Source organism: Vibrio sp. CyArs1 (assembly GCF_022432925.1).
Lineage (GTDB): Bacteria > Pseudomonadota > Gammaproteobacteria > Enterobacterales > Vibrionaceae > Vibrio > Vibrio mediterranei.
In genome coordinates this window covers 195,613-208,425 of record NZ_JAKRBO010000005.1, presented here as the reverse complement: position 1 = coordinate 208,425, position 12,813 = coordinate 195,613, and the positions used below count along the sequence as shown (strand labels likewise).

The following is a 12,813-nucleotide window of genomic DNA, read 5'->3' as shown; positions in this document are numbered from 1 at the left end:
ACAATGGCTAGGCCTAAAAAACAGCGTCGTATCTGCGGCCGTGCTCCCTTTGAATGTTTCAAACCTAATGGTGTACCACTTTCTGAGCTCGATAAGATGGCATTGTTACCCGATGAATTAGAGGCATTAAGGCTGGCAGATCTCAATGGTATGAACCAGATTGATGCAGCGAAAGAGATGCAAGTATCGAGGCAGACTTTTGCCAACATAGTAAAGTCTGCTCGTTTGAAAGTCGCGACTTGCCTAATTAACGGTCAAGCACTCGTTATCGAATAAGAACCCGTTAAAGATTAGTGCTTTCTAGGCTCTTGTATTTGATACAAGGTCTTATGAGTTGTCGCACACTTATCTTTGCAGTCACATTCGCCATCGATGCCAGCACTCGCAAGCCCACCACAACTACCTTGAATGGCTTTTCGCTTAAACATCACACCAATAGCCATTAACGCAATTGCCGCCAAAAACGCAATAATAGCGAACAGTACTTCCATAATGTTACCCCGTCACTTAATCGATTTGAGATTCATTCTAATATGATGGACCGTACTAGGTGCGAGTTTATTTCGTTTCGGTTCGTGGCCAGAACAACAAGTATTGTGTTTTGGCTTATTCACCCGGCCATAATCAAGTGATTCCACCTTATTTAGGGTATCAAAGTCGATATCGTCAATATGTGTTCTAACAGGTGCAGACCTGACATTGACGCCCGAATTGAACAAAGCTCCAAGCATTTTTTTGCCTATATTTCGAACCACGACGGTCTCTACGTCATATTGTTTGATGATGTCGAGCCAGTGTTTTTTGTTCCCGCAGCCACCTTGAGAAGCGTCAGGTAAGGTCAACCTATGCTGACTATTTTTCGAAGTATCAACCAACAAAATTTGAGGTGCTTTGGCGAAATGAGACGATATAGAATCATTATTGAATGGGATAGCAACGATCATAAGAGTTCCTCCATTTGAACAATGGTGCTTAAATTACTCCTATAATTAGCATATGCCAATAACTAAATTTGCAATATTAACATCTGTAAAATGAGAAACAGCGTTTTCCCAAGATCAAAAAGCCCCACCCTAGCAAATGAGCCTAACTAGGGCGGGGCTTGAATATAGAGACGAAGCTAGAAACTATTAAGCTTCACAATACGACTTAGCAATAGCGGCACCAAGACGAGCATTGTTTAAGACCAACTGAATGTTTGAATCAAGGCTGTTCCCACCTGTTAGTTCACAAACTCGAGCTAACAAGAATGGTGTCGATTCTTTACCAGCGATACCTTGCTCATCTGCTTCTGCCAACGCTTGCTCGATCGCAGAGTTGATAGTTTCCACTGGCATCGCGTATTCTACAGGAATTGGGTTGGCAATCACTGCACCACCAGCAAGTTGCATCTCCCACTTCGCTTTCAGCGCAATTGCGATCTCTTGTGCTGAGTCTAGGCGGTAGTCGATGCCATGCTCACTTTCACGGGTATAGAACGCTGGCAGACTATCGGTTTGATAACCAATAACAGGTACACCTTGCGTTTCCAAGTATTCACGAGTAAGTGCTAAGTCTAGAATTGACTTCGCGCCTGCACACACTACAGCAACATCTGTATTTGCAAGCTCTTGAAGGTCAGCAGAGATATCAAATGTTTCTTGAGCACCACGATGAACACCACCGATGCCACCTGTAGCAAATACACGAATCCCTGCCATTTCTGCCAAAATCATTGTCGCTGCTACTGTTGTCGCACCGTCTTTTTCGCCTGCCACCATAAAAGGAATGTCACGGCGGCTGACTTTGGTCACGCTAGTACCGGCTTTACCTAAATATTCGATCTGTTCTTTATCTAAACCAACTTTTAGGCGGCCTTTTATGATAGCAATAGTCGCTGGAATAGCGCCTGATTCACGGATTGTTTCTTCAACTAAAAGCGCGGTCTCTACATTGCGTGGATAAGGCATACCGTGAGAAATGATCGTTGATTCCAGTGCCACGACAGGTTTGTTTTCAGCCAATGCTTGCGCAACTTCAGGTTGAATATCTAGATACTTCTCTAACATGTTGATTCCTCTATTAAACGAGAGACTGCCTTTTCAGACATAATTGAATTAATTGTTGAACTGGATTGAAGTGCTAGTCGGGCTGCACCAAGTGCAAACTCCACGCTCTGCTGCCAATCCCAGTTTTGTAGATAACCATGAGCAAGACCCGCCATCAGCGCATCACCCGCTCCGGTGACATTGTTTACTAGTGTTTTCGAAGCCGGAATAAGCTCACCTTGACCCTCAACACTCGAATAGGCGCCCTCTTTACCAAGGCTGATTAGCAGACGCTTAACACCCAATGCGTGCAATTTGTTAGCAACGTCTGGCAACTGATCCGGATGCTCAATCTTACAATCCGCCAAAAGTTCGGCTTCAGAAAGGTTTGGTTTTAAGGTATGCACATATTCCAAATAAGGCTTTATTTTTCCTGCTTTAACTGATGACACAGGATCAACGAAAATTGCTTTATCCGCATGTGCGTGGAATAAATAATCCAGTGCCGACTCACTTAAGTTTGCGTCGAGCACAATGGCAGATGAGCGATTAAATACTGCAGCGCGTTTAGAAAGTTGCTCAACATTAAGCTCATCAATTAACGCCATATCGTTTAGTGCAAGCTGAAGCTCACCGCTCTGGTCGTGAATCGACAAATAAGTGCTGGTCGCTTTACCTGGAACGGTTAAACAATGGTCAACACCAACGCCTGCGTTTCGGCAAGAATCTAACAGCTGCTCGCCCCAAAGATCATCACCGATTGCACCAACAAACTGCACCTTACTGCCTAGTCGAGACAAGTTATCAGCAATGTTACGTGCAACACCTCCAGCTCCTGAAGTTAGTACACCAGGGTTAGAATCCCCCATCACCAAATCAGAACTTGAACGGCCACAAAGATCCATATTGGCACCGCCTATGACAGCGCTGAATCGTTCTGGAGCAATGACATAACCTTTGCCCTCAATGAAGCCTTTTTTAGTCAGGTTCATTATGTGGCCTGCAACGGCACTTCGACTTAAATCCAACATATCCGCAAGAGTATGCTGGGCTATCATTGGGTCTTGTTTGATTAACTCTAAAATCTGCTGCTCACGCTCAGTCATAAACACTTGTCCGGCTGTTCAAACTTTTGTTTGGATAATAATTTGTCAAATTACTCGAAGCAAACGTTTTCCACGCTCAAAGATTCAACTTGATAACGTGATCACAGATCATTGCCACTAGGCGCATATTCACTCCTTTACACTTTCAATCGTGAAATCCCTCACTTGAAGAAGTCTCCTAGTAGTGGCTAATATTACAATAACCATATAAAAGCTAATGATAAGAAACGTATGGATTATATTGATTGTATTGCCAGCACCAACCGAGCGTTAAGTTGTCGAAACGGCATTGATGAGCTCTTCAAAAGCCTCAGAAAAAAACACCCTTTTCTGTCGAGATTGTGTGTGTCCGTTACCAGTCACGACCATCTCGAAAACTTCCATGTCATTGACCATCAAGACACCAGCGATTACTTCGATGTCATTTCAATCCATGCAGAGCATTGCCAACCACTGACAGAAATCATAGATAATCAAGAAATTCGAGTAGTTGCAGACCTCAACGAGCTTAGCCCAAACACGAGAAATGAGCGGCTAAGGAAACTAGGACACCGAAGTAGCTTCACGATGGGATTAAAAATAGATGAGCGCCATGGGGCGGTGCTTTTCTTTAATGCTACTAAAGCCGACTATTTTAGCGACGGCGAGCTGCATGCGGACTTATTGTTTGTAAAAGAGGTGATCACAAGCTTACTTTGTCATGATAGGTACAAACATCAAATGTTTTTGCAGGCGTTGCAATTGGCACTTCGCATTAGTCATAAACGCGACCCCGAAACTGCGGACCATCTGCAACGTATGAGCCTTTACAGCAAGCTGCTGGCCGAATTATTAGCAGTAAAGTTACCTGTCGATCACCGTTTTATTCAATGGATTGAGCTCTATTCCCCTTTTCATGATATCGGCAAATATCGTATTCCTGACCATATTTTGTTTAGCCCTCATCGTTACACCCCTGAAGAAAAAGCCATCATGGATAAACACGTCGATTATGGTGTCGATATTATTGATGAAGTGTTGAACAACATTGATGTCATGACCGCCTCCAGCGCGGAGGTCGCATTTCTTAAGAATATTATTTACTGCCACCACGAACGATTCGATGGCAATGGTTATCCTTGCAAAATTATGGGGAATGACATTCCACTCGAAGCTCGCATCATCACTATCGCAGACGTGTTTGACGCCTTATTGAGCAAGCGTAGCTATAAGCACGCTTGGACAATGGACGATACTCAAAACTATATTCGCCAAGAAGCAGGAAGCTTGTTTGACCCTATCATTGTGCAAATGTTAATGGATAACATCGATAAGTTTAGAGCTATCTATGAGCGATTTCCGCCAGAGCCTTTGACATCAGGTCAAGTGGCTTAACTTACTCCTGAAGCCGAACCGAATATACGGTCAAAATAGCTAAGTGGCGCAACGCGGGCTCCGGCCTTCCGTTGCCATTTAGTACTGTTAGCCACTAGCCATTTTTGCTGCGAGCCGGCAATAATCGCTTGGCTGACAGAGGCTTCACGAAGCTGATGTTCCATGGCGTACTCTTCTTGTTTTAACTCTAGTGGTGAAATGTCGGCGCTCAATGAGACACTGGATGCGAGACTCACCGACGCACAACTCACTATCCCGATATCCGCGGAAAATTGGCCAAAGAAATGACCGATACTGTCACCCACAACATCACCATCGTTGGTTCTCAGTCGACCGCCTGGTATCCAAGTCTCTATATGGTCGTACTGAGACAATATATGAGCAGCCTGGAAGTTATTGGTCACAACTCTTAGCTCTTTCTGATTACCTAACTTTTCCGCGATGGCGGCTATGGTGGTGCCAATGCCAAGAAACAAAGTACAGCCGTCCGGTATTAACTCAACCACTTGTTTTGCAATAATCTGTTTTTCACTCAAATTCGTTGCGCTGCGAGAGGCAAAGCTTCGATTCGTTAATGTTGTGGGTAAACTGACGCCACCGTGATGACGTCTTGCCAGACCTAACGCACAAAGTTCGTTGATATCACGCCGAATGGTTTGTGTCGTGACATTAAAGTGAGCCGAAAGCTCTTCAATTGTGCAATATTCCTGATGCTGAATAAGTTCGATAACGTTTTGCTGCCGCAGGCTTAAATTATGCATTGTTTTTGGTTCTACTTTTTCAATATGTGTTATTCGATTTTAACAACTGAGTGTTAGCTACCACTACGAGAAAACCGTTTCAGCTTGCATCAAATAAGAATGAGGTTCGTCAGTGATCATCATATCAACCCCCCATTTCCAGTGCGCTTCCACCAATTCAGGGAAATTAGGGGTGTAACAATACAATTGGTATCCGGCAGTTTTTACATGTTTGGCGAGCTTTTCCGTCAAAAAACGATAATCACAATGCACACTAAACGCCTCTAGTTCATTTAATACACTTAAAGCATTCTCTGGGATTGATTGCCACAACTGTCCACGGCGAATACTAGGTATTTTAGCTTTCATTTCCATAAGTGCTTGGGTATTAAAGCTAGAAAACAACAATTGCTCATCGGAAACGCCAACCTCCGCTACGACTGCAGCTATCTGTTGACATAGCAATTCAATATCATCACCTGAGTAGACCTTTAACTCGATATTTAAGCTAATGTTATGTTGCTGTACAAAACACAATGTCTCTGACAAGGAAGGAATACGTTCATTTCTATATTGTTCTCCGAACCATAACCCCGCGTCCAACTCTTGCAGCTTTTTCAGTGACAGATCAGCTACCTTGCCACTGCCGTCAGTACAGCGGTTTACCGTTTGGTCATGAATAACCACAGGCACTTTGTCAGCACTCAATTGAACATCAATTTCAATCCACTCGACACCCTGTTGAGCAGCAAGTTGAAATGCTACTAATGTGTTTTCTGGTGCCAGACTCGATACACCGCGATGCGCTGTTGTTTTCATGTTTACCTCATATGTTCATTTATTTTCACATGCAGCATCCCAGCCTTTTATGACAAGCGTATTGCAGTTAAAACCATCTTTGATGAAAACAAAACCTTTCAAATAAGTTCATTTAACTGTCACCTAAGCGTCATTTTCGTCGTTTAACTTTCACTTGAACAAATGGAGCAGATAAAACAACACAAGCGAACATTTGCTCTTGTCTTGTTGAACAGATACTTAAAATCATAAGGGAAAAGATATGTCTATTAAGCACCTCACGGCAATTGCGGCAACAATGGCAGTTATCAGTGTTCAAGCACACGCGAAAACCGAGGTTGAATGGTGGCACGCCATGGGTGGCGCTTTAGGTCAAAAGGTCAATGAAATTGCCGCCGACTTTAACGCTAGCCAATCCGAATACGAGATTAAGCCAGTGTACAAAGGTAGCTACGCAGAAACCATGACCAGTGCCATTGCTGCTTTCAGAGCAAAAGAGCAACCAGCAATCGTACAGGTATTCGAAGTAGGTACCGCAACCATGATGGGTGCTAAGCAAGCTATCTACCCTGTTTATGAGCTAATGGCTGATACTAAAGAACCATTTAACGCAGATAACTACCTTGCCGCGGTAACGGGCTATTACACTACGAACGATGGACAGATGCTGTCTATGCCGTTTAACAGCTCAACACCTGTGATGTACTACAACAAAGACATGTTTAAAAAAGCAGGTATCAAAGAGGCACCAAAAACCTGGAAGGAAATGGAAGCAGTCTCGCGTAAGCTGTTAGCGTCAGGAGCGAAATGTGGCTTCACAACCACATGGCAATCTTGGACTCAAATAGAGAACTTCGGTGCACGTAACAACATTCCTGTGGCGACTGAGAATAATGGCTTCGGTGGTTTTGATACTGAGTTTAAATTCAATGACGCGCCTTATGTAAAACACATCCAACAAATGGGCGATTGGTCAAAAGAAGGCATCTTCAAATATGGCGGCCGTCAATCAGATGGCATGCCTCTTTTTTACACACAAGAGTGTGCGATGACTATGGGCTCTTCTGCTGGTCTAGCGGGGATTAAAGAGAACATGAAGGGCATTGATGTAGGCGTTGCGCAGCTTCCGTACGATGATGACCTAATTGCAAAGCCACAAAATACCATCATTGGCGGTGCATCACTTTGGGTACTTAGAGGCCATACGTCAGAAGAATACAAAGGTGTAGCTAAGTTCTTCACGTATTTGTCGAGCCCTGAAGTTCAAGCAGATTGGCACCAGTTCACTGGCTACCTACCTATCACCAAACAAGCCTACGAGCTGACTAAACAACAAGGCTTCTACCAAGCGAATCCAGGAACGGATACTGCGGTATTGCAAATGACATCAACAACACCAACAGCGAACTCAAAAGGCATTCGCTTTGGTAACTTCCTACAAACCCGCGACATCATTAATGAAGAGTTAGAAGCCGTGTGGGCAGGTAAAGCGTCCGCTAAGTCTGCACTTAACAATGCCGTTCGTCGTGGTGACGAGCAGTTGCGCCGCTTTGAACGCACACAAAAATAATTGTCTTTGTCTTTTCGCCGTCATTTTCTAATTGAGAGTGACGGCTCTTTGGTACACCGTATGTCATCACAAGTTGTTTTTAAAAATAAATGGCTGCCCTATGCGTTAATTGCACCTCAGCTAATTATTACCCTTGTCTTCTTTATTTGGCCCGCAGGTCAGGCTGTATTTCAGTCTTCTCAGTTGGAGGATGCGTTTGGCATCAGCCGTGAGTTTGTTGGTCTAGAGAACTTTACTAAGCTTCTCAACGATAGCTATTACCTTGATTCCTTTTTCACTACGATCCAATTTAGTATCAGCGTTGCACTGCTGGCATTAGTCAGTGCGCTCATTCTCTCTGCTTTTGCTGAGCATATCGTTAGAGGTGCCACGGTATATCGCACATTTCTCATCTGGCCATACGCGGTAGCACCCGTTGTTGCAGGATCTCTATGGCTATTTTTGTTTGACCCAACCATTGGGGTTGTTACCGATATTTTGAATTGGTTTGGGGTTAATTGGAATCCAACATTAAACGGAAGTCATGCCATGTGGATGGTAGTAATAACTTCAACCTGGAAACAGATCAGTTACAACTTCCTCTTCTTCTTAGCTGCCTTGCAATCGGTTCCTAAATCGTTGCACGAAGCTGCTGCAATTGATGGTAGTGGTCCGGTGAAACGCTTTCTAACGATTAGCTTTCCGCTTATTTCCCCAACCAGCTTCTTCTTACTCGTGGTTAACTTTGTTTACGCTTTCTTCGACACCTTCGCCATTATTCATGCAATGACACAAGGCGGTCCAAGTAACAGTACATCGACGCTGGTATACAAAGTGTATAACGATGGCTTTATCGGACTCGATCTTGGTTCATCAGCAGCACAGTCGGTAATTCTTATGGTTTTGGTAGCAATGCTGACCGTTATTCAATTCAAATACGTTGAGAAAAAGGTAGCGTACTAATGGTAGAAAGAAGACCTCTTTTCAATGTGTTTTGTCACATTATTCTTGTACTAGGCATTGTTTCTATTGCTTTACCGGTGTGGATCGCTTTGGTAGCGACGACACATGAGAACACAGAGTTTGCAACAGGCACACCGTTATGGTTTGGCGATCTGGGATTTAGTGTGTTCTCAGACCTGCTGAGCAATGAAAGTACATTTAATAACAACGCGCTTCCAATCACACACATGCTGACCAACTCTCTTATCATGGCGCTGTGTATCACCATAGGAAAACTGACTATTTCAATAACATCGGCTTATGCTGTGGTCTTTTTCCGCTTTCCTGGACGAATGATTGCGTTTTGGATGATCTTTTTCACATTAATGTTACCGGTCGAAGTGAGAATCATGCCGACGTTCGAAGTCATCACTAATTTGAACATGCTTAACTCGTTTTCGGGATTAACCATTCCTCTCATCGCGAGTGCAACGGCAACATTCTTATTCAGGCAGTTTTTTATGACCGTGCCGAATGAGCTAGTCGAAGCGGCACGCATTGATGGCGCAGGTCCGATTAAGTTCTTTTTCGATATTCTGCTTCCTCTCTCACGCACCAATATTGCAGCGCTATTCGTGATCACTTTCATTTATGGTTGGAATCAATACCTCTGGCCATTACTCATTACCACTGATGCCCAGTACTACACCATAGTGATGGGTATTAAACAAATGCTTGGCGTCGTCGACGGCGTGATCGAGTGGAACAAGATTATGGCCGCCACCATCATCGCCATGTTACCGCCAGTCATCGTAGTTATTGCTATGCAAAAAGTATTCGTCAAAGGCTTGGTAGATTCGGAGAAATAAATGTCAACGCTTACTCTTTCAGATATCGCTAAATGCTACCCAAATGGTTACCAAGCGATCCCTAATATCAACCTCGACATCGATGACGGTGAGATGGTTGTCCTTGTTGGCCCAAGTGGCTGTGGCAAATCCACCTTGCTACGTATGCTAGCCGGATTGGAAGAAATCAGTTCAGGTACTCTGCGTATCGACGATAACATCGTGAACGAGCTAGAACCCGGTGAACGCGATATTGCAATGGTATTCCAAAACTATGCGTTATACCCGCATATGACGGTATACGACAATATGGCCTATGGACTACGCAATCGCAAAACGCCAAAAGCGGAAATACAGCGCCTTGTCGGCCAAGCTGCGGAAATGCTCGAGCTCGATGGTTTATTAGACCGAAAACCTAAGCAGCTTTCCGGAGGTCAGCGTCAGAGGGTGGCTATGGGCCGCGCCATTGTGCGCGAACCAAAAGTCTTTTTATTTGACGAGCCCTTATCCAACTTGGATGCCAAGCTAAGAGTTCAAATGCGGCTTGAGATAAAACGCCTACAGCGTCGCCTTGGCACTACATCGGTATATGTTACGCACGACCAAGTCGAAGCCATGACACTAGCCGATAAGTTGGTGGTACTCAATAAAGGTAATATTGAGCAAGTGGGCACTCCTTTAGATATTTATGACTATCCAGAATCTCTGTTTGTGGCAACCTTTATTGGTTCACCATCCATGAACATTCTCGACGCCAAAATATCCGCTGAAGGTATAGAACTAGGTTCATCGCTATTCAAAATGGATACCAAAGCTCTTAACCTTGGCTCAGTCAAACTAGGGCTAAGGCCTGAACATTTGACGCTAAACGACATTGACCCTTGGTTTCATGTAGAAGTTGAGCTCATCGAAGCATTAGGGGCTGATCTATTGCTCTATTGCATAACATCCGGAAGTGAGCCTCAAAAACTGGTCGTCCGTGTCGAAGGTCACTCTAAAATAGCCATTGGTGACCAACTTGGTATTGATGTTGATCGACAGCATCTTCATCTTTTCAGCAGTGAAACCTCAAAGCGCCTTCATTTCAACGATCACACTACTCTTCAGCAAGAGGTCATTAATGCCTAAGTCGCTATCTGCGTTATCGCCACATCAAGCGAGAAAGATCGAATGGCTATTCACCGATGTGGACGATACATTGACTTGGGAAGGAGCATTGCCTCCCGAGACATTACTCGCCCTCAATAAACTAAGGTCGAGTGGGGTTAAAGTCGTTGCTGTCACTGGCGCTTGCGCTGGGTGGTGTGACCAAATTGCCAAGCTGTGGCCAGTTCATGGTGTCATTGGGGAAAATGGTGCATTTTGGATGATGAAAAACCAACAAGGATTTCACGTCCACTCACTACAACCGATGGACGAGATGAGAAGCAACCAGAAAATACTGTTACAGCGTCTAGAAACGTTACTTGTTCACTACCCTGGGATCGAGTTTGCTAATGACCAAAGTTATAGATTTTGCGATGTTGCTATTAACCTCGGACAAGACCGCGAACCTGTCGCAGACGATGTTAGCACACGACTACTCAATGAGATTCGCTCGCTAGTCGTTAACGGACAAAAAGTGAAAGCCACTCAGAGTTCCATTCACATCAATGTTTGGCTAGGTGAACACAGTAAGCGATTCAGCAGTGAACAGTACCTTAAAGTAAGCGGTAACCAGAACGTATTTGCATTGGAAACACTGACCTACATCGGTGATTCACTCAATGACGAGTCGATGTTTGATTGGCTACCCATTACATTTGGCGTAAATAACCTAACGCCTTTGCTGTCAAAGCTGCGGGCGAAACCCAGTTATATAACTAGTGCTAATGGTGGATACGGATTTGCTGAATTGGCTCAGCAACTGGTCGAAGCTCGTCACAGTGCTTAATTTAACGATAACCAAAGGGCCGTCTGTTAACGACGGCCTTTCCATCCCGACTAAATACCTGATTATGTTCGTTGCAGAAAGGTATTACGCCTCAGGTAATGACTGAGATTTCAGCACTGTCTCTTGCGGCTTGTCTTTCACCAATGACAGCAATCCAGTAATAACTAACGCCGCGATGCCCGACATTGTCACTGGTGACCCCAATATAGTTTGTACCAATTTTGGGGCTTCTTTTAGCAAATCCGGTACCAGCATAACGCCTAACCCTAGCCCCAGTGAAATAGCGATAGTCATAATTCGGCGTCTATCTAGTGTTTCGCTTGCGATGATTTTGATGCCTGCTGCAGCCACAGTACCAAACATTACCAAGGTTGCCCCGCCTAACACAGGCTTCGGTATCGTCATCAAGATAGCTCCAAGTATTGGAAACAGACCAAGTAAGAATAAGATGCCAGCAATGAAGTATCCAATGTAACGACTGGCAATTCCAGTCAGGTGAATCACCCCATTGTTTTGACTAAAGGTGGTATTCGGGAAGGTATTAAACACCGCTGCAATCATTGAATTTATGCCATCTGCCAACACGCCCGCTTTTACTCGTTTTATGTACTGCTTACCTTCAATCTTCTGCTTTGAAAACAGACAGTTGGCAGTTAGGTCACCCGTCGATTCAATAGCGGTAATCAGATAGATAAAAGCAATCGGTAGAAAAGCTTGCCAATCAAACGCGAATCCGTACTTGAAAGGGATAGGAATACTCAGAAATGGTTGCGATGAAAAGTCTGGCATGGTGACTTTTCCCAACATCATCGCCACTAACCACCCGATCAATAACCCAACTAGAATCGAAGATAATCTCACCATGGTATTGCGGCTCAAATTTAAAATCACTATGGTTGCCAAAACTACACCGCCTAGTGCTAAGTTAGATGCAGAGCCAAAGTCCTCGGCGCCGAAACCACCAGCGATGTCAGTAATACCCACTTTGATCAGCGAAATACCAATAGTCGTAATCACAATGCCCGTGACAACAGGAGTGATGACCGCTTTAAGTTTATCGATAAATCTCGACAAGATTATTTCAACAAAAGCACCGAAGAAACACACACCAAAAATGGTCGCGAGCATTTCATCCGGTCCTCCCCCGTTAGCCTTAACAAGAAAGCCTGCCCCCAAGACAGAGCCTAAAAAAGCAAAGCTTGTCCCTTGAACGCAAATCATGCCAGCACCAATTGGGCCAATTCGCTTCGCTTGTATAAAAGTGCCTACTCCTGAGACCATCAACGCCATACTAATAAGGTATGGGATATGGTCACCAAGTCCTAACACTCCTCCAATAATTAATGTCGGGGTAATAATGCCGACAAAACTCGCCAAAACATGTTGAAGTGCGGCGTAACTCGCGGCTTTGACCGAAGGTTTATCATCCAGTCCGTAGATTAAGTCACTGCTATGTTGCTGTTCCATGTGATTCCCTATGTATTTTTGATTGTATA

General features: G+C 44.3%; 14 protein-coding genes. 7 read left to right on the top strand and 7 right to left on the bottom strand.

Translation table 11 applies throughout. The features are described 5' to 3' along the window. Positions 1–3 precede the first annotated feature (3 nt). Positions 4–276, top strand: coding sequence for a DUF134 domain-containing protein (locus tag MMA19_RS16280; protein ID WP_006072255.1), 273 nt, complete (start codon positions 4–6; stop codon positions 274–276). A gap of 14 nt (positions 277–290) precedes the next feature. Here the strand turns inward: MMA19_RS16280 and nqrM are convergent, their stop codons facing one another. The 4 genes from nqrM to MMA19_RS16260 all read right to left on the bottom strand — a co-directional run bounded on the left by nqrM (position 291) and on the right by MMA19_RS16260 (position 3,133). Continuing rightward, the gene (nqrM, locus tag MMA19_RS16275) at positions 291–491 is read right to left on the bottom strand and encodes a (Na+)-NQR maturation NqrM (protein ID WP_006072254.1); all 201 of its coding nucleotides are present in this window, start codon (positions 489–491) and stop codon (positions 291–293) included. 12 nt (positions 492–503) lie between these two features. After that, positions 504–944, bottom strand: coding sequence for a NifB/NifX family molybdenum-iron cluster-binding protein (locus MMA19_RS16270; protein ID WP_006072252.1), 441 nt, complete (start codon positions 942–944; stop codon positions 504–506). Positions 945–1,130: 186 nt separating this feature from the next. Then, on the bottom strand, positions 1,131–2,048 hold the full coding sequence (locus MMA19_RS16265; protein ID WP_006072250.1) for a pseudouridine-5'-phosphate glycosidase: 918 nt from the start codon (positions 2,046–2,048) through the stop codon (positions 1,131–1,133). Then, entirely contained in the window at positions 2,042–3,133 is a 1,092-nt protein-coding gene (locus MMA19_RS16260; protein WP_240206684.1) for a PfkB family carbohydrate kinase, read from the bottom strand. Before MMA19_RS16260 ends, MMA19_RS16265 begins: the two co-directional genes overlap by 7 nt. 231 nt (positions 3,134–3,364) lie before the next feature. Here MMA19_RS16260 and MMA19_RS16255 point away from each other — a divergent pair, with 231 nt between their 5' ends. Further along, positions 3,365–4,507, top strand: a complete 1,143-nt coding sequence (locus MMA19_RS16255) for an HD domain-containing phosphohydrolase (protein ID WP_240206683.1) — start codon at positions 3,365–3,367, stop codon at positions 4,505–4,507. On the opposite strand, the gene MMA19_RS16250 is transcribed toward MMA19_RS16255, so the two are convergent. Both MMA19_RS16250 and MMA19_RS16245 read right to left on the bottom strand, forming a co-directional pair. Continuing rightward, positions 4,504–5,268, bottom strand: coding sequence for a DeoR/GlpR family DNA-binding transcription regulator (locus tag MMA19_RS16250; protein ID WP_031493606.1), 765 nt, complete (start codon positions 5,266–5,268; stop codon positions 4,504–4,506). The genes MMA19_RS16255 and MMA19_RS16250 overlap by 4 nt on opposite strands. 63 nt (positions 5,269–5,331) lie before the next feature. After that, entirely contained in the window at positions 5,332–6,066 is a 735-nt protein-coding gene (locus MMA19_RS16245) for a glycerophosphoryl diester phosphodiesterase (RefSeq protein ID WP_240206682.1), read from the bottom strand. Between the two features lie 241 nt (positions 6,067–6,307). On the opposite strand from MMA19_RS16245, the gene ugpB reads away from it, so the two are divergent. From ugpB to MMA19_RS16220, 5 genes are read left to right on the top strand one after another with little or no spacing between them, the layout of a single operon-like run. Next, positions 6,308–7,615, top strand: coding sequence for a sn-glycerol-3-phosphate ABC transporter substrate-binding protein UgpB (gene ugpB / locus MMA19_RS16240; RefSeq protein ID WP_198557678.1), 1,308 nt, complete (start codon positions 6,308–6,310; stop codon positions 7,613–7,615). 60 nt (positions 7,616–7,675) lie between these two features. After that, a complete protein-coding gene (ugpA, locus tag MMA19_RS16235; protein WP_006072238.1) occupies positions 7,676–8,557 on the top strand; it encodes a sn-glycerol-3-phosphate ABC transporter permease UgpA in 882 nt (293 codons plus the stop codon). Continuing rightward, positions 8,557–9,405, top strand: a complete 849-nt coding sequence (ugpE, locus tag MMA19_RS16230; RefSeq protein WP_240206681.1) for a sn-glycerol-3-phosphate ABC transporter permease UgpE — start codon at positions 8,557–8,559, stop codon at positions 9,403–9,405. Before ugpA ends, ugpE begins: the two co-directional genes overlap by 1 nt. Next, positions 9,406–10,512: a sn-glycerol-3-phosphate import ATP-binding protein UgpC gene (locus MMA19_RS16225; protein WP_240206680.1), complete on the top strand. Its 1,107-nt coding sequence runs from the start codon at positions 9,406–9,408 to the stop codon at positions 10,510–10,512. After that, positions 10,505–11,317, top strand: coding sequence for an HAD-IIB family hydrolase (locus MMA19_RS16220; protein WP_062461059.1), 813 nt, complete (start codon positions 10,505–10,507; stop codon positions 11,315–11,317). Before MMA19_RS16225 ends, MMA19_RS16220 begins: the two co-directional genes overlap by 8 nt. A gap of 84 nt (positions 11,318–11,401) precedes the next feature. Here MMA19_RS16220 and MMA19_RS16215 read toward each other — a convergent pair whose 3' ends face one another. Beyond that, the gene (locus tag MMA19_RS16215) at positions 11,402–12,784 is read right to left on the bottom strand and encodes a nucleobase:cation symporter-2 family protein (protein WP_240206679.1); all 1,383 of its coding nucleotides are present in this window, start codon (positions 12,782–12,784) and stop codon (positions 11,402–11,404) included. Positions 12,785–12,813: the final 29 nt, after the last annotated feature.

Coding starts and splice junctions, on each gene's coding strand:
- MMA19_RS16280 (WP_006072255.1), top strand. CDS start 4: ATGGCTAGGCCTAAAAAACAGCGTCGTATCTGCGGCCGTGCTCCCTTT.
- MMA19_RS16270 (WP_006072252.1), bottom strand. CDS start 944: ATGATCGTTGCTATCCCATTCAATAATGATTCTATATCGTCTCATTTC.
- MMA19_RS16265 (WP_006072250.1), bottom strand. CDS start 2,048: ATGTTAGAGAAGTATCTAGATATTCAACCTGAAGTTGCGCAAGCATTG.
- MMA19_RS16245 (WP_240206682.1), bottom strand. CDS start 6,066: ATGAAAACAACAGCGCATCGCGGTGTATCGAGTCTGGCACCAGAAAAC.
- MMA19_RS16260 (WP_240206684.1), bottom strand. CDS start 3,133: ATGACTGAGCGTGAGCAGCAGATTTTAGAGTTAATCAAACAAGACCCA.
- MMA19_RS16255 (WP_240206683.1), top strand. CDS start 3,365: ATGGATTATATTGATTGTATTGCCAGCACCAACCGAGCGTTAAGTTGT.
- MMA19_RS16225 (WP_240206680.1), top strand. CDS start 9,406: ATGTCAACGCTTACTCTTTCAGATATCGCTAAATGCTACCCAAATGGT.
- nqrM (WP_006072254.1), bottom strand. CDS start 491: ATGGAAGTACTGTTCGCTATTATTGCGTTTTTGGCGGCAATTGCGTTA.
- ugpE (WP_240206681.1), top strand. CDS start 8,557: ATGGTAGAAAGAAGACCTCTTTTCAATGTGTTTTGTCACATTATTCTT.
- ugpA (WP_006072238.1), top strand. CDS start 7,676: ATGTCATCACAAGTTGTTTTTAAAAATAAATGGCTGCCCTATGCGTTA.
- MMA19_RS16220 (WP_062461059.1), top strand. CDS start 10,505: ATGCCTAAGTCGCTATCTGCGTTATCGCCACATCAAGCGAGAAAGATC.
- ugpB (WP_198557678.1), top strand. CDS start 6,308: ATGTCTATTAAGCACCTCACGGCAATTGCGGCAACAATGGCAGTTATC.
- MMA19_RS16250 (WP_031493606.1), bottom strand. CDS start 5,268: ATGCATAATTTAAGCCTGCGGCAGCAAAACGTTATCGAACTTATTCAG.
- MMA19_RS16215 (WP_240206679.1), bottom strand. CDS start 12,784: ATGGAACAGCAACATAGCAGTGACTTAATCTACGGACTGGATGATAAA.